Below are 16,627 nucleotides of genomic sequence, written 5' to 3' on the forward strand. Positions count from 1 at the left end.
ATGACTTTTGCCAAACCGCCTAAAGCTCAGTAAATTCAGCAAAGTTCAGGGTTTTGGGGGTTAGAGGCATGCTCCCTCGAGGGTGACCGTCACCGGGGATCCCTGTAAGGTCGCCACCTGCTGGCCGGCTCTGAGGGCGTCGGAAGGGGCCAAACCGGGAACCACGTGATAGGTGAGAATACCCCCCAGAGACACCTTGCCCCAGAAGTGGCTGCCGTAAAGTTCGGTATCCTGGGGGTGTGATTGCTGGAGAGGAGAAAGGCCATGAACGGGATCCCGTCGTGGTTGCGGCAACTCCGCCGCTGGCTGCCCTGGGTTGCTCTGCTTCTCATTCTGGTCTTGATCGGCTACTGGGTGGGTCCTCGGCCCAGACCCTACCCCCAAGAGCCGGAGCTGCCCACCCTGGCCCCTCTGCCGCAGCACCCCCGCATCCGGGTGGTGTTCAACCAAAGCCGCGAGAGCACCTATCGGGATCCCTATCGCCAGATCCGCCGCTATGGCTACAACCTGGAAGAGTTCATCATTTCCCAGATTCGCTCCGCTCGGCAGTCGGTGGATATTGCCGTGCAAGAGCTGAACCTACCGCTCATTGCCCAAGCCCTAGTGGAGCGACGACAGGCCGGGATCCCGGTGCGCTTCATTACCGAAAACACCTACGTGCGAGCCTGGCACCAGCTCACCCCTGCCGAAGTGCGGGCGCTGGACGAGCGCAGCCGTCGCAAGTTCGAGGAGTACCGCAACCTGGTGGATGTGAACCGCGATGGACGGTTTTCTCCCGAGGAGATTGCCAGCCGAGATGTGTACGCCTTGCTGGATGGGGGGCGGGTGCCCTGGCTGGATGATACCGCCGATGGCTCCAAGGGCAGCGGCCTGATGCACCACAAATTTGTGGTGATCGACGGGCAGAAAGTCTTGACCGGCTCGGCCAATTTCACGCTCTCTGATATTCACGGGGACTTTGATGCCCCCGACAGCGTCGGCAATGCCAATCACCTGCTGCTGCTGGATAGCCCCGAGCTGGCCCGCCTCTACACCGAGGAATTCGATCTCATGTGGGGCGATGGTCCTGGCGGCCTGCCCGATAGCCGCTTCGGCGTGCAAAAGCTCAAGCGTTCCCTGGAAACGGTGTACATTGACGATGCCATTGTGGGGGTTCACTTTTCTCCTGCCAGTCGCTCCCTGCCCTACGAAGCCACCTCCAACGGCATTATTGCCGCCACCCTGGCCCAAGCCCGGCAACAGGTGGATCTGGCTCTGTTCGTCTTTACGGATCCGGGCATTGCCAACCAACTCAGGCAACTGCGCCAGGAGCGCAACGTAGAAATCCGCGGGGTGTTCGACCCTGGTTTTGCCTTCCGGGACTACAGCCGCACCCTGGAGATGTGGGGGCTGTTGCTCCCCGACGAAAAGTGCCAGGTGGAGGCGGCGCGCCTGCCCTGGACGCTGCCGGCCCAGTCTGTAGGCATACCCAACCTCGCCCCCGGCGATAAGCTGCACCATAAGTTTGCCATCATCGATCCCAGCACTCCTCAGGCCACGGTGATCACCGGATCCAACAACTGGTCGGTCTCGGCCAACCACCTCAACGACGAAAACTTCCTGATCATCCGCAATGGCCGAGTGGTGGATCACTTTGTGCGGGAGTTCGACCGGCTGATGGCCGAGGCCCGTTTTGGCCCCAGCCGCCGCTTGCAACAGCAGGCAGAAGAGGCGTCCCGTCGCTGCCCCAACCCCGTCCCCGTTGCCGCTTCCTTGCCTGAACCGGAGCCGGAGCTGCTGGAAGTCGAGGTCGTTCTTCCTCCTGAGGCGGGATCCCCTTCCCCGTCGGTTGCTTTTCCGGTGGCGTCTCCTGGGGGATCCCCTCGCGTTAACCTGAATACGGCCACGGCGGCGGAGCTGGAACAGTTGCCCGGCATTGGCCCCGCCCTGGCGCAGCGCATTATCGAGGCCCGCCCCTTCTCCTCTTTGGAGGATCTGCAACGGGTCAATGGCATTGGCCCAGCCCGGATTGAGCAGCTGCGGGATCGGGTAACCTGGTAGGAGTTAGCCCCCTCTTGGTCAGGTTGAGGGCGCGGAGTGCTTTCGGAAGTTCATCCCAGAGCAGCTCCTAAAGGGCCTCTCCCCTCGAATAAACCCCAAATTAAACCCCAAATATAGTCATTTCAGTTCAAACCAGGACACTGCACCCACGCCTAAAATGTTGGTCGCATCGGCGTTGCAGAGCAATAATGCAGGGGGCCAAAAGGCTTTTCAAGGACTCCGTCCCGCTGGCGCGATCAATGGCCCAGGTGTCTCACCCTAATCTGAAACGACTATAAATCAGGGATGCATAAGTCTATTCAGAAAGCTCCAGAAACGCTCCCATGCGGCGAAACTTTTGGTAGCGCTCCTCGCGCAATTCTCGCCCGCTCAGGCTAGAAAGTTCCTTGAGATGCCTGAGAAGAGCCTCTTTGAGGGTTTGAGCAGCTTCCAAGGGCGCGCGGTGGGCGCCGCCAACCGGCTCTGGCAGGATCTCGTCGATCACCTCCAGTTGCAGCAGGTCTTGGGCGGTAATGCGCAGGGCTGCCGCCGCTTGGGGAGCCTTCTTGGCATCCTTCCAGAGAATAGCCGCGCAGCCTTCCGGCGAGATCACGGAGTAGACGGCGTGCTCGAACATCAGGATGCGGTTGCCCACCCCAATGGCCAAGGCTCCGCCCGATCCCCCTTCGCCGATGACGGTGCAGATGATGGGGATCTCCAGCCGAAAGAGGGTTTGTAAGTTGGTGGCAATGGCCTCTCCTTGGCCCTCGGCTTCCGCCTTGACGCCTGGGTAAGCCCCCGGCGTGTCGATGAAGGTCAAAAGAGGCAGGCCGAAGCGGTGGGCATGTTCCATCAGCCGCAGGGCTTTGCGGTAGCCGGCGGGATTGGGCATCCCAAAGTTGCGGTGGATGTTGTCTTTGGTGTCGCGACCCTTTTGGTGGCCCAGGATCATCACCGGCTGCTCCCCTAGCTTGGCCAACCCGCCCACAATGGCTGGATCGTCCTGGCCGTGGCGATCCCCGTGTAGCTCAAACCAGTCGTCACAGATGGTCTGTACGTAATCCAGGGTGGTGGGGCGGCGGGGGTGACGGGCCACTTGGAGCCGTTCTACTGGCGTGAGCTGGCTGAAGATCTCGCGGCGCAGCTCTTCGGCTTTGGCTTCCAATTGGCGAATCTGCTCAGAGGCATCGATGTCGTTTTCTTCTGCCAAGGCCCGAATTTCTTGAATTCGTTGCTCCAGGGCGGCAACAGGCTGCTCAAACTCCAGCAGCAGGCGGTCGGTGGACTTGGTCATGACCGGTTGGCTAAACTTCGGGGGCGTGCTGTGCCTGGCAAAGGCTGCACAGATTTGGGGATGGGACTTTGATCTTCTCACATGTGGATCCCTTAGGCTAGAGGGAGCAGCCCAAGAGGGATCCCTTGTCTGCCTCTCTCCATTCCCCCTCTTCACCCCTTCCCCCCTGGCTGCGCTGGGGGGTGGTGGGATCCGTCGTCCTGGCCATTGCAGGGGGCGCCTTTTGGCACTACGGGCGGCCTGAGCGACAAATCCGCGTCCACACGGAGAGATTGCTGCGGGCGGTGGAGCAGCGCAACTGGGATCAGGTGGAGATGTTGGTCTCTGAGGCCTATAGCGATGGTTGGGGCCTGAACAAGCAGCGGGCGCTGGCCTACAGCCGCGAGATCTTCGGCCAATTTTTTCGCTTGCGCCTCCAACCCCAAGCGCTGCAGGTGCAGCTCGACCTAGGGGATCCCAGTCGCCAAGGACGGGCCACCCTCTGGTTTGTTATCGAGGGCTCCGGCGGCCCCTTGGCCAACCTGACGCGAGATCAGGTGAATGCGCTGGAGCAACCCTTCCAATTGAATTGGCAGCGACGGGGTGGGGATCCCTTTCGCTGGGAGCTAACCCGCGTGGAGAATCCAGAGCTGCAACTGCCCCTTCTCCCTTCTCAAGAACAGGCAGGCCAGAGATGAGGGTCGAACACCAACAGGGGGAGCTGGCCTTCGGCTGGCGGGATCCACTGCACAATACCCCGTTGGCGGGCCTGAGCTGCATAGCGGCTGGGGAGAGGCTGCAACTGGGAAGAGGGCAGACGGCGCAGGAGGGGCTGAGTGGGAATGGGCAGAGCCCCTGTTTCTGGGTTGTCGATCTGGTCGGACAATCCGTCCTCAGAACTGCCTGGCTGCAACAGAATAACCCCTTCCGGTTGAAAAGGGATCCCTCGGCCCAGCAACAAACGACCGGTATCCAAAAGCTGGGGGCCGCCCTCCTGAGCAAGCTGAAACTCTGCCCAGCTAAAAACTCGCCGCGCCCGATCAACAGGGAGGCCGAAGCAGTAGGAGCCCAGTTGGAAAGTAATCAAGGTCTGCCGGTTTCTCAGTTGTTCTTGCCGAGCCAGACGACGCAGGCGCAGAGGGGAAAGCAGGGGCATGGACTACCTCGCCATCAAAACGCCGGTGGAAGGTGCCGAAGAGGCTGGTTGCAGCAGTTGCCGCAGCTTTTGGATCAGCTCCTGTTCCTGGAAGGGCTTGGAGAGGTAGGCGCTGGCTCCCAGCCGCTGGGCCAGTTGGCGGTGTTTCTCGCCACTGCGGGAGGTGAGCATGACCACGGGAAGCTGGTCATACAGGGGGTGGGCACGAATCTGGGCCAGCAAGCCAAAGCCATCCAGCCGCGGCATTTCAATGTCGGTAATCACCGCTCGGATGGGAATTCCTCTCTGCAAGTGCTCGAGGGCCTCTTGTCCGTCGCGAGCCTGTTCAACCCGGAACCCTGCTCTTTCTAGGGTCATGGCCAAGAAGCGGCGCACGTTGACCGAATCTTCCACCACCAGCAGGGTGGGCTGGGCGGCAAACCTGGGCTGGGGAAGGGGATCCCTTGCCGACTGACAGGGCTGATCCCGCTGGGCGAGCAGCCAGCTCAAGAGGGCAGGCGGATCCACGAAAAGAGCGATTCGCCCATCGGCCAAAACCGTACAGCCGGAGAATCCCGACGGCAGAGGCAGACCTCCCTCCACCGGGCGCAGAGTTACCTCTTGCTCCCGCCAAAAGCGATCCACCAACAGGCCATAGGGCCGGTTGTCTTCTACCACCAGCAGCACCACAGGTCGGTCGAGAAGGGGGGTCTCGTCAATTTCCCGGCGAGGCTGCCAGCGCGCGAAGCGAAACCAGTGGCCCACAGGAATTAAAGGGATCTGCTCCCCTTCCCAGAGAAAGGAATCGGCAGGCAACTGCGGGGGGATAAGCAATTCTTCCACTGCGTTGGCCGGAAAAGCCAACATCAACCCCTGGCATTCTGTCAGCAGCACGCGGGTGACGCTCAAAGAAACGGGCAGAGTGAGGGTAAACAGCGTGCCCCGTCCCGGCCAAGATTCCACCTGCACCTGGCCGCCAATTCGTTGCAGGTTGGTGCGTACCACGTCTAGACCCACTCCCCGTCCAGATAGCTCGCTGACTCGCTCGGCGGTGCTGAAGCCCGGCTGGAAGATCAACTCCAGCAGCTCCTGGGAGCTGGCCTCAGCCAGGTCGGCAGCGGAAAACCCTATCTGCAAGGCGCGGGCCCGGATTTTATCCAGACAGATCCCTGCCCCATCGTCTCGCACCGTGATCAGAGTGCGGTTGCCCCGTTGGCTGGCGGCAATTTCGATGAGGCCCTTGGCCGGCTTGCCCTGGGCCAGGCGGGTGTCTGGAGCCTCGATGCCGTGGTCAAAGGCGTTGCGCACCAAGTGCAACAAGGGATCCGCCAAGGCCTCCAAAATCGAGCGCTCGATTAGGGTGGATCCCCCCAAGACCCGCAGCTCCACGGGCTTGCCATGGGCTAAGCTCAGCTCCCGCAGCGCTCTGGGGAAGCGATCCGTCAAATCCGATAGAGGCTGCATGCGCACCTGGTCGAGACGGGTTTGCATTTGCCTGGAGAGGCGGCTGAGCTGGCGGGCGCTGCCTTCGGTCTCCTGCAGGGTGGTGTCGATATCGTGGGTTACCTCATCAATTTGCACAACGGTTTCCATCACCTCTTGGGTCAGCAGGTGCATCTCTCCATAGCGATCCATCTCCAAGAGGTCAAAGGTATCGGCCAAGGTCAGGCCGGGATCCCCTTCTTTTTTCAAGAGCACAGAAGCAGGCACGGTGGCAGCGACGCGGTCGTAGCTGCTGCGCAGGCGGCTGTTGGTTTCTTCTAGAGTGCGAACCCGCCGTTTGAACAAGCTGACCAGCTCCCGCAGCCGTTGCAGGCGACTGTTTAAGCGGTTGCGCTCCCCTATGAGCTCTCCCAACAGCTCCCCCAACTGTTCCAGAGGGCGAGCCGGCACCCGTAGCATCTCGGCAGCGCTTTTGGCCCCGGCTGGAATCGAATCCGGCAGCTCGGTGGCTCCTGCCATTGCAGGGGGAGGGGCTTCTGGCGGGGGGGAAACTGGAGGCTCTGCCGGATCCCAGGAGCTGGGGAGAAGAGCGACCTGACCGACCAGCACCAGGGCCTGCGAGCGTCGCCAAGCTTGTAAAGCCGCCTGAGCAACGGGCAACACCTGCTCCTTGGCATTTGGCGGCAGCGTCTCCAGAGCTTGGACTACTGAGCCGCACAGGGTGGCAAAGGCAGGCAGATCCAACATTTCCCCCAGCGCCCCCAGCTCTTGGGCAGCAATGAGAAACTCCTCCCGCAAACAGGGCTGCTCGGGGTGGGCCAGCACACCTTCCAACCGCTGCAGACAGGCCTCCACCTCGGTTGCAAACAGCAGCACCCGCATATCGCCCCCGGCCTCTGCTGCCAGGACTTGGACGTTGTCCTCAGGCTGCAACTCTCCCAACTGCTCTCGCAATTGATCGAAAAGAGGCTGCACCCGCTCTGCCAGCCAAGATTCGTCCAAAAGCCGCTGCTGGCGGTGCTGCTGGGCTATTTGGCGCATGCAATCCAACGCCGCCAAGAGGTTGCGCTCCACTGCGGGGTCGGCTTTTTGGGGATCCACCTGCAAGATCTTGAAACCATCTTCCAGGCGATGGGCCAAGTCGCTAAGCACCGGAAAGCCCATCATGGCCGCCCCGCCCTTGATGGAATGAGCAGCCCGCAGCAAGCGATCCAAACGGGGGCGATCCAAACTCTGGGATCCCAGGCCCAACACCCCTGCCTCCAGGGTGTCGAGGTAAGCCTGGGCTTCGTCCAAAAACTGCAGCCTAACCTGCCACTCGCGTGGGTCGAGGGAAGTGGGATTCGGCCCCATGCTAAACCGCCTCCCCCACCTTGAAGGTGGACACAGAAGTCTGCAACTGACGGGCAACCGCCACCGTAGCCTGGAGAGAGTTGGCCACCTGCTGCGAGGCTGCCGCCGTCTGGGCGGCAATGTTGGCGATTTGCTGCATCAACTGGCGCACCGTTTGAGATGCATCTGCCTGGGCATCGGTGGAGCGGGCAATGGCCTGAAAGAGCTGGTTCACCTGCCGCGAGACTTCCACAATTTGTCCCAGGCTCTGCTTGGCTGCTTCCACCAAGCGGGTTCCCTCCACCACCTGGCCGGTGCTGGTTTCCATCGCCTGTACCACCTCGCCGGTTTCCCGTTGGATCCCTTCCACAATGCGCTCGATCTCGCGGGTGGCTTCTGCCGACTGGGCCGCCAGTGCCCCGACTTCCTCGGCGACCACCGCAAAACCTCGCCCTTCTTCGCCAGCACGGGCTGCCTCGATACTGGCGTTCACCGCCAAGAGGTTGGTTTTCAGCGCAATCTGGTTGATCAAGGACACCACCTTGGAAATCTGCTGGGAAGATTCCCCCAGCCGCTTCACCTTCTTGGCCGTTTCGGCCACCGTTTCCCGCAGTTGCAGGATGTTTTGCACTGTGCGATCCATAGTCAAGCTGCTGTTGATGGCCGTGGCGGCGGCAGATTCGGCAACGGTGGCGGCCTGTTGGGCTTTATCGGCTACCTCCTCGATTGAGAGCGTCATTTGCTCGACAGAGCGCAAGGTCTCTTCGATTTGGGTGGCCTGTCGGAGAGCGGCTTCGGCCAACTCGCGAATGGCTGCCTCGTCACGACCAATGGATTGGTTGACTTGACCGGCGGCCTGCTGCACTTGAATCACGATGTCGCGCAAGCTCTCGATGATGACGTTGAAAAAGTCCGCCATGATGCCAACTTGTCCGGCTGTTAGCTGCGCCCGCACCGTGAGATCCCCCCGCGAGGCTTCTGTGACCTCGCTGATAAGCTGCAGCAGCTCTCTTTGCAGCGCTTCCGACCGCTCCCGTTCCTGGGCGGCCACGGCTTTTTGCTCCAGCGCCCCCAGGTTACCCAAAGCTTGACCCAGGCGGTTGGCCAGCTCTGCCAAGGTTTTCTGTTCTTCGTCAGACCAGCTCTGGCTTTGGGCGCGGCCTATTGCCAAAAAACCGTAAAGCTCATCGCCACGCACCACCGGCGCTATCATCTCGGCTTTCAGTTGGGCTGTGGCCAGCCTCTGCAGGTAGTCGGCGCCCAGATCTGGCCTAGGCACCGGGCCAAAAGCGTAAACTTGCCCGCCGTGGAGAGCCTGCTGGATCGGAGCCGGGATCCTGCGGAGGAGGGTGCCCAAGGTGTCGGGCAGGCGGCTGTCGTGAGATTCAGCGATAACCTGCGCCTCTTCGGGAGCGGTCAAGCGATAGAAGGCCACTCGTTCGGCACCGAAGCGCTGGCGCATCTCGCCCAACAAGTCAGTTAGGGGATCGATCAGCTCTTGCTCTTGGCGAATCCGGGCAATATCGGCAAACCGCTGGGCCAGTCGGGTGTCGGAAACTTGTCGCTCGTAGGTGGCGTTGCGTTCCCGCACAAAGTTGCGCACCAGGATCAAAATGATCCCCCAGCTCAGCAGCAGAATCGGGAAGCTGATGCCGGAAAAGATCAAAGCCTGCAGCAGATCTTGCTCGTAAAGCTGGACGCTGGCCTGAATGTTGCTGCGAATGGCCTCCAGGGTTTGGTTGATCCCTTCGGCGTAGATGCGCTTTTGCTCTTCGTACTCAGGGCTGTGCAGCAAGTTGAAAGCCCGTTCCTGCTCGCCGGCCCGAATCAGATCAAAAGCCTGCACTTCCCACTCCACCAGCTTGATGTTGGCTGCTGTGGTTTTGGCTGCATAGGCTTCGTAAGAGGCGGGATCCAATTGCTGAATCTCCGCCAGCACCTCATCCAACTGAGGGACATGGATGTTGTAGCGCTCTTCCCAGGACAGATCCCCGCTGGCAGCGGCCATGCGGGCAGACATGGTCAAGACTTCATCCAAATAGATCACCTGATCGCTCAGGTTTTGCAGGGTGAACTGCCGCGAGATCGCCGGCTTGAACTCGAAATAGGTGCGGGCTACGCTGCCGGCAGAGACGGCAAACAGCAGGGAGCTGATGCCCAGAGGAAAACTGATTGCCAGGGCCAGGCGGGATCCCGCGACTTTGCGTTGGGGCCGGGAAGATGGAGCAGGCCTGAGAAAGAGGGGACGGAAGGAAACCATAGAATTTTGCCTTTAAGTGAGGGTAAGTCGGGGAAAAGGTCGCCAAGATCAAGGGTTTGCCGAGGAATCAACTGAGTTGAGCTTTTGGACAATGGCAAGAGGGTCGAGCACCCAGAGAGGCTCATCCCCTTCCAACACCAGCCCTTTGCAAGAGTCGTAGAAGTTCTCCAGTCGAAAGTTGTTTTGTGCTGCCTGGGCTTTTGTTAAGGGTTGGATCTCCTCGGCGGGCACTCGAGCTACTCCTTTCACGTGTTGGGTTGCCAGGCCCAAGCCTGTTCGCACTGGCGATGCAGAGCCCCCAAATTCTGGGCGCATCACCACCAAGTGGTGTTCGGGCTGCCCAAAGTCCAAGGGCTCTAGGCCGAGAAATTGCGGCAGATCCAGTCCCCAGAGAATGCGATTGCGATAGTTGAACAAGCCCAGCACCCATGCGGGCTGGTTGGGGAGAGGGGTAAAGTGGTGCGGGCCAACAATTAGAGCTTCCTGGGCAAATGCCATGGGCAAAAGGGCCCGACAGTCTACCCCCAACTGTAGATGTAAGTACAGCTCGCCGGTACGGGTAGAAGTAGGGCTGTGTGGGGAGAAAGCTACCGCCATTGCCGTTCTCGCTCTGCCAATTCTAAGACATCTCCTAAGAACAATTCGTGATAATCACAGGGATCCTAACTGGAGGCGCAGCTCAGCAAGGACAGGAGTGGCAAAAATCATGAGCTCGGGCTGAGCACTACTGATTTCACGGCCCGCAAAATGTCTTCGCGGGTAAAAGGCTTGGTCAGATAAAGATCGATCCCTTGCTTCATGCCCCAGAGTTTGTCCAGCTCTTGATTTTTAGAAGTACAGGCCACAACGGGCAACTTTTGGGTTTCCGGGTTTTTCTTGATTTGGCGGCACAATTCCAGCCCGCTCATGCCTTCCATGACCAAGTCCGTCAGCACCACATCGGGTTTGTCGTTGCGGATCTGCTGCAATGCCTCTTGGGCGTTGGCCACCGCTACCACCTGATAGCCTTCTGAGCGGAGGTAATCGCTGATGAGCTGTCGCTCCGAGGCCACATCTTCCACCACAAGAACTTTCACCATGATCGACATCTCCTTATCTCTTTTTCGACGAACCTTTAGAGGGATCCCTAGCTGAGATAGCGAAACACCATCTGCAGCAATTCTTCCTGCCGAAAGGGCTTGGTCAGGTAATCGGTGGCACCGGCCAGGCGCGCCTTCACCCGATCGATCAGACCTTTGTGGCCTGTGACCATCACCACCGGCACATCCTTTAACACGGAGGATTTGCGGATGAGGCTGCACAATTGGTAGCCATCCACGTTGGGCATACCCACGTCCAGCAGGATCAAATCTGGCTTGAGGGTGGTCAGCTTCATCAGGGCTTTCAAAGAGTCGCTGATGGTGTGAATGACCAGGTTGTGCCCTTCCAACAACCGCTGCAACTCGCTGAGCATGGCTTCGCTGTCGTCAATACAGGCCACAATCCAGGTTTTCGAGGCTTGGGGAGATGGGCCTAGATCTGCAAGCCCGTTGGCCAGGTGAAGAGGGACGGTAGGAGTTTCTGAGGGCTGTGATTCTGTCTCAAGCTTGGCCGAGTAGGTTTTGGGCAGCCGATCAAAGGGGGGCTGGGGATCCCGCAGGACAAGGATACCGGCTTTGACCAGAGGATGTAGGCGGCGAGCGATCTGGAGGTCGTCTTGATCGAGAAGGGCGCTCAACTGGCGGAAGCTAAACCCCTTCAGTAACCGGCCTAGCCGTTCCTGTTGCTCGGCGGGAAGGCGTTCTGCCTGGGCCCGGCTGGCAAAGTAGGGCCGTTGGTAGGGGGAGGTGATCTCAGGCCCCAAAGATTGCCATGCCCGTAGCCGCTTTTGGATCAGGTCGAGCAGGGATCCCCCATCCCACTGGCCCAGGGTGGGCACGTTGTCCAGTGGGATGATCTCCTGCTGAAAGCCCCCTGGAACCAGCAACAGATTTTGCAGCACCTCCTCGCCGATCCAAGCATTCAACCTGCGCGCAGCTTCCCAAGGCAGCAGTTGCTCCGTTACCATCCAACTCAGCCCCAGAAGGTCTGCAGGTAGAGGCCCAGTCTCCTGAGCCAATAGCGCCTCCACCTGCCGATGGATGCGTAGGCAATTTTGGCGAGTCAGAGAAAAGACTTGATGGCTGAGCCGACGCAGGTGGCGATCCAAGCGCTCCAAGGGCTCCAAGCTGTGGTGAGCAAACCCCAGGCGACCTTGGTGAAACACCAATGACCAAGTGCCCAGCCCCTCCCCTTTGTCCAAGGCACTGAAATACCGAACAACTCCTGTGAAGCTGACCTCTGCGTTCAGCAGATGGGCCGAGACTTCTGTACAGACGGGGGGACAGTTCATGGGTCGAGAGGACGTGCTCGGACAATTTCCTGCGCTGAGGTTGATGACACGACTGAAGTCTTAGCTACCCCACAAGCCGGTGAAAAAATGCTTTCCAGAATACAGTTCAAGCCCAGCCCTGACCCAGACGAGATCTTTAGATGAGCCAAGCCCAACAAGACGGCCAAGGCTGCACGAACTCAAAGGCAGTTTCAGCGTTCAATCCGTATTCAGAAAAACTCTCCTCCTGGGGAGATCGATGACTATTGCTCATCAGCCAATCTCTAAAGGTGAAGGCTAGCCCTCAGATTGTCTGCTGGCTTTCTTACTCGGGAACTTCCCGCGGAAAGCCTGCAAGACAAGATAAAGGTAACCCCGATAAACCTCTTCCGTAAAAATACGGAACTTAGGTCTTCTCCAATTTCCAAAGCTGCTCCAGGTGGGCTTGGCAGCGGCGCAGCAGTTGCCGACTCTCTTCAAAACTGATCTGCTCCAAGGCTTCGGGGTAGGAGCACCAGCGGTAGGCGGCCACCTCCTCTGGTTGCACCTGTAGCTCAGGGGGAGGAAATTGGGGCGGCAGCAAGGCCACGTAGTAGGTAACGGTTTTGGCCACTCGGTTCCCCTCTGGATCCGTAAAGGTGTAGGCTTCCTGCAGCGTCAAAGGGTCAGACTGGCCGGGCAGGGTCAGAAGCTGGTAGTCGGTCAAGCCGGTTTCCTCTCGCAATTCTCGCTGCGCCGCCTCCAGGTCGCTTTCGGAGCCATCCTTGTGCCCTTTTGGGAAAGCCCAATGCCCCTTCTGGTGCTGGATGAGCAGATACAAATGCGAAGAGCCGGGTCCGGGAGCTTCCTGGGCGGGCGGGCGGGGCAGGATGGGGATCACCCCATAGGCAGCATCTATCAGCATTGGGGAACTAATCTCCGAAGAGTCTGATGGCTGGCGGCCTGGGAGCGAAGACCTCGTTGGGATCCACCTGCGGGCGCTCTACCCCCTGCAGGGGCGAGAGGGGGCGACCGGTGTCGAATTGGAAGAGATAGATGGGCAACTGGCCATTCCCCAGAGGCAAAAGAGCTAAAGTATCGATTTGGGTCAGGGCGTTGCGGCTGGTGGGTCGGGTTAGGTTGAAAGCAACGATTCGGTCTTCCAAGGAATTGTCCGGGCTGGAGCGCCGGCCCAGGCCAATGCTGAACTGCTGGTTGCCCTGCTCATCCACTCCCAAGGCCCGCACATCTCCCAACTCCGCTTGAGGAGCGCTCCCCGGCAGGCCGGCTACCACCGGCGGCGCATCCACCGGCGGCTGCGAAGGCAAAAAGCGCAACTGCGTCCCTTCTGGCAAAATGCGGTAGTCCTGGTAGTCATGCTGGATGGACAGGGATCCCCTGAACACGCGGCGGTTCAGGCCCTCCAGGGTCCAAAAGCCATAGCCCAAATTGATGCGGGTGCTCTCCGGCAGCCAGTAGCGCTCCCCTCCCTCGGGAGCTGGCACCGCCGTAAACCCCATCAGGACATAGGCCTGCCCCCACACCCCCGACAAAAACAGCAACACCTGCCGCGGCAGCCCCGACTGCGGATCCAGCCACAGCTCCCGCAACTGGCCTTCCTGAATGGGCTCTAGGCGCAAGTGCTGGACAGGGGATCCAGCCAAATCCACCCGTTCTGAGGAGAGGACGCGGTAGCGGCTGGGATCCGCCTTCAAGTAAAAGCTCACCGAGGGCAAGAGGGCTTCCGGTCGGCTCACATACACCGAGTACAGCTGCAGCAGATCCGACTGGTTCACCACTTCCAATTGGCGCGAATCCAAGAGGCGGATGCGATCCCCTTCGGCTACCCAAGCCTGCCAACTGCCGTCGCGGCGGTAGAGCACATCCAACGTGGCTGTGAAGGTTTGGGATCCCTCCACCCGCACCTGCTGGCGATATTGCAAGTTGGGCAAAGGGGGCAATTGCTCTAGAGCGGCGTTGTAGCGCTCCAGCCAAGCTTGGGGATCCTGCTTAGGGCTGGCAAGAGAAGAGGGAGCCGATTGGGCCACGGCTGGATCCCCTGACGGCAGACCGACCAGTCCCGTTGCCAGGAACACCACCCCGCCGAGATAGCCCCAGCCTCGAAGGGATCCCTGCCGCTTCCTAAATTGGGAGGGTTCAGGGAACATCAGCTCACCTCGCAACACCGCTCTTGCTGCCCTTCTTGTCGCTGCTTGTGCCCGGATCAGAGCGCTTCCCACACCTGAGAGAAAGCGTTCGGAAGGGATCCCTACTCTCTGCCCGCCGATTGAGTACGCCTATTCAATGGAAATGGATTGGGGGCCGTCGGAGCGACCGGAAGGCGGGGGCTCCTCCACCCTCAGCCCCTGGGACTCCAGCCAACTGCGCAGCGGATCTTGCTTCACATCCAAACGCAGCAGGCCGCTGAGAAAACCGCCACAGAACGGAACAGGATTGCTCAGAAAGGTCTTCCAGACCTCATTCATCTCCATAGCCGCAACACCAACCACCCCCCCAATCCTAGCAAGGCCGGCAGGTGGGGATCCCCTCCCTTGGCTAGACGGCAATCAACTTCTCTCGGTTTATGTTCTGCAGCACACTAAAAATGCTGTTGCCAATGCGCTGGAACTCTTTACTGCTTTTGTCGGCAAAGTGCAATACCCAAGGAAGCCTACAGGCTTGAAAACCACTAGCAGGATGAAGCTGGGAGAGATGGTAAGTTTGTATAGCCAGAACTTCCAAAGGAGTGTTGCCGTGTTCATGGACAACTCGCAGCGGTCTTGCGCTGCCAATTGGCACCGAGGACTTCTTAATGGGCTGGCTTGTTACGAGCATAAATGACCTTCGTTCATGGTCAAAAATGACAGTGCCCATTGCAGCGTCTCTATAGCTTACTTTTTCCTCTCTTCCCATTCTGACCTCTCTTCCCATTCTGACTGTGCCACTTTTGCGCACTCCGACAATATCTACAGCAATCTTTTCTTTTCTTAGTTCCTCAATTGTTTTATCAAATTCGCCTCTTTGAACTAAGCCATCCCTCATCAAAAGAACCTTTCTAGGGTATCGATGAAATTTGTTGTAGAATCTATTGACGAGCTTGGACACGGTTTGATAAATTGCCTCGCCGGAAAAAGTTTCTCCTCTTTGTATATCGGGCAACTCCCAGCCTAAGCTTTGACCATTGGCCAGTACCGCGAAGGCAGAGGTTCCGTAGTAAAGCTCTCGATTCGTCCCCACATCAAAACCAATGGTAAGCTCGGAGCACTCAGGATGATCGAGGGGTTCAAGCAACACGGGTTGCCACGCAGCTTTACACAGAAGTCCTAGTACGACATTTAGAGCTTTGTAGGGGTCAGCTCCAGGAATCATAAACTGAGTTGCTATTCCTGCTCGAAGTGCTTGCAAGCGGATCTTTTGCTTGTGCTCATTAGGCGACAAGGGCATGACAACCAGAACGGTTTTGATCCCTTTGTCGGCCCAGCTTTGCCAAAACCTCTGTTGAGCAAGGTCGCCTTCAGGCAAATCTTGACGGGTTGCGTAAAAGTCTATTTCAACTCTTGCTCCGCTCTTTTTAGCTACTTCAAGTAGGCACTTGCGAACCTCAGTAGGATACTCACGTTTATTATCGTCAAGATTTAGAAGTCCAAACTTTGTCTCGCCAACTCTTGCACATCCTTGGTACCTAACTCTCGCGGGGTTTTGGACTTGTCTATGACCAAACCCCAATAGCCTTGGACTTGGCATAATGTATCCTTCTGCTTTTAGGGGATCAGCCTGAAAGTCAGAAATATTGTAGACATTTTCTATAATAGTTTTTGCGGTCTCTTTAGACTCTTTCAATCTCTCTTCTAAACTTTTTCTGATGTGCTCGCTAACCAAGGAGCTAACTTTTTTGCCAGTCCATCTTTGATCTTCTATACTTGCTAGCATCTCCAAAGTTAAAACAGGCGACAGTCTCCGCGATAGATGAAGGATAGGCTCTGCCTTTTGTCTGAAATTGCGTTCTCTCGAGACCACTTGAACCACCAGAGAGCCATCAACTTCTTCTGGAGTTGCTCCGTACTTCTGTACATGATAATCCGCTAAGCTAGTGTTTAGCTCCGCTAACCATACTTCCCTTGGCGACTGATTGGAAATAATGCCTCGATACTCCCAAGTTGGGTATTTATTATTTTTTGTCCTGTATGTGTTTCGTACAATTTCAATTGAGACATCTGGGTAATTTTCCAGCCACTCATGCAGCGTCCATGGGCTGTAGAAATGGTATCGGATGTCGATCTCTAGATAGAGCTTCTTATCTTGTCTAATAACAACGTCTAGCTCTCTTCCTTTGTGAACCTCCCACCCATCTCCGCAAAGTGGTTTTTCCGAGTCCTTAATCCGTTCTACTCCTTCCAGACCCGTAACCCACCAGATCAATCCTCCTCCTGTTGATCGCTCAATCTCTGTTCTTTTGTACTTAGATCTTAGACTCCAATCTAGTTTCTTGCGCTCGAAAGTTTCTAGAGCCTGTCTCTCTGTAGGGTCTGTACAATCTAGAGCCTTAGAACCAAGCTCTTCCAACTCCCATTCCTCTGTTTTGAGTTTACTGGCCGGAACTTTTTCTCGGGTTATGATGCGATTTCCCAGACGAACAGCCATTACACCTAGCTGATTACAAATCTTGGAGAGAGCCCTCTGCTCCTCTCCTAGATCTGGAAGAGGGTTTGGCCTGCAACTATACTCATAGAAGGTGAGCTCTTCTTGAGTTAGCTCCTTGACGAAGAAGCGATTAAGAGTAACCTCAACTTTCTTCTGGAGTAAATTCATTGGCAGACTCTAGTTTCAAGTTTCTCT

At 57.9% G+C, this 16,627-nt stretch carries 14 protein-coding genes; 2 read left to right on the forward strand and 12 right to left on the reverse strand.

Annotated elements, in window-relative coordinates:
* Positions 1-60: 60 nt before the first annotated feature.
* Positions 61-294 carry a fasciclin domain-containing protein gene (locus NW834_RS10150; RefSeq protein ID WP_414419609.1) on the reverse strand — a complete coding sequence of 78 codons (234 nt, stop codon included), beginning with the start codon at positions 292-294 and terminating at the stop codon, positions 61-63.
* Between NW834_RS10150 and NW834_RS10155 the strand changes: the two genes are divergently transcribed.
* On the forward strand, positions 265-2,040 hold the full coding sequence (locus NW834_RS10155; protein WP_414419608.1) for a phospholipase D-like domain-containing protein: 1,776 nt from the start codon (positions 265-267) through the stop codon (positions 2,038-2,040). The genes NW834_RS10150 and NW834_RS10155 overlap by 30 nt on opposite strands.
* Before the next feature lie 295 nt (positions 2,041-2,335).
* On the opposite strand, the gene NW834_RS10160 is transcribed toward NW834_RS10155, so the two are convergent.
* Positions 2,336-3,313 (reverse strand): acetyl-CoA carboxylase carboxyltransferase subunit alpha, encoded by a 978-nt coding sequence (locus NW834_RS10160; protein WP_414341981.1) that lies wholly within the window; start codon positions 3,311-3,313, stop codon positions 2,336-2,338.
* 125 nt (positions 3,314-3,438) lie between these two features.
* Between NW834_RS10160 and NW834_RS10165 the strand changes: the two genes are divergently transcribed.
* Entirely contained in the window at positions 3,439-3,990 is a 552-nt protein-coding gene (locus NW834_RS10165) for a hypothetical protein (RefSeq protein WP_414419607.1), read from the forward strand.
* On the opposite strand, the gene NW834_RS10170 is transcribed toward NW834_RS10165, so the two are convergent.
* The 10 genes from NW834_RS10170 to NW834_RS10215 all read right to left on the reverse strand — a co-directional run bounded on the left by NW834_RS10170 (position 3,966) and on the right by NW834_RS10215 (position 16,432).
* A complete protein-coding gene (locus NW834_RS10170; RefSeq protein ID WP_414329976.1) occupies positions 3,966-4,448 on the reverse strand; it encodes a hypothetical protein in 483 nt (160 codons plus the stop codon). The two genes, NW834_RS10165 and NW834_RS10170, sit on opposite strands and share 25 nt — an antisense overlap.
* 3 nt (positions 4,449-4,451) lie before the next feature.
* Positions 4,452-7,223 carry a hybrid sensor histidine kinase/response regulator gene (locus NW834_RS10175; RefSeq protein WP_011434294.1) on the reverse strand — a complete coding sequence of 924 codons (2,772 nt, stop codon included), beginning with the start codon at positions 7,221-7,223 and terminating at the stop codon, positions 4,452-4,454.
* 1 nt (position 7,224) lies between these two features.
* Positions 7,225-9,462 (reverse strand): methyl-accepting chemotaxis protein, encoded by a 2,238-nt coding sequence (locus tag NW834_RS10180; protein WP_414329978.1) that lies wholly within the window; start codon positions 9,460-9,462, stop codon positions 7,225-7,227.
* A gap of 48 nt (positions 9,463-9,510) precedes the next feature.
* Positions 9,511-10,059 carry a chemotaxis protein CheW gene (locus NW834_RS10185; protein WP_011434292.1) on the reverse strand — a complete coding sequence of 183 codons (549 nt, stop codon included), beginning with the start codon at positions 10,057-10,059 and terminating at the stop codon, positions 9,511-9,513.
* 107 nt (positions 10,060-10,166) lie between these two features.
* The gene (locus NW834_RS10190; protein ID WP_011434291.1) at positions 10,167-10,541 is read right to left on the reverse strand and encodes a response regulator; all 375 of its coding nucleotides are present in this window, start codon (positions 10,539-10,541) and stop codon (positions 10,167-10,169) included.
* A gap of 47 nt (positions 10,542-10,588) precedes the next feature.
* Entirely contained in the window at positions 10,589-11,833 is a 1,245-nt protein-coding gene (locus NW834_RS10195) for a response regulator (RefSeq protein WP_414413063.1), read from the reverse strand.
* A gap of 385 nt (positions 11,834-12,218) precedes the next feature.
* Positions 12,219-12,716 (reverse strand): bis(5'-nucleosyl)-tetraphosphatase, encoded by a 498-nt coding sequence (locus NW834_RS10200; protein WP_414349726.1) that lies wholly within the window; start codon positions 12,714-12,716, stop codon positions 12,219-12,221.
* Positions 12,717-12,723: 7 nt separating this feature from the next.
* A complete protein-coding gene (locus tag NW834_RS10205; RefSeq protein ID WP_414374287.1) occupies positions 12,724-13,959 on the reverse strand; it encodes a hypothetical protein in 1,236 nt (411 codons plus the stop codon).
* A gap of 129 nt (positions 13,960-14,088) precedes the next feature.
* Positions 14,089-14,301 (reverse strand): hypothetical protein, encoded by a 213-nt coding sequence (locus NW834_RS10210; RefSeq protein ID WP_238376814.1) that lies wholly within the window; start codon positions 14,299-14,301, stop codon positions 14,089-14,091.
* Positions 14,302-14,347: 46 nt separating this feature from the next.
* On the reverse strand, positions 14,348-16,432 hold the full coding sequence (locus NW834_RS10215; protein ID WP_414426298.1) for an argonaute PAZ domain-containing protein: 2,085 nt from the start codon (positions 16,430-16,432) through the stop codon (positions 14,348-14,350).
* Positions 16,433-16,627 lie beyond the last annotated feature (195 nt).

The organism is Synechococcus sp. R60.1 (assembly GCF_047461835.1).
In the GTDB taxonomy this organism is placed as follows: domain Bacteria; phylum Cyanobacteriota; class Cyanobacteriia; order Thermostichales; family Thermostichaceae; genus Thermostichus.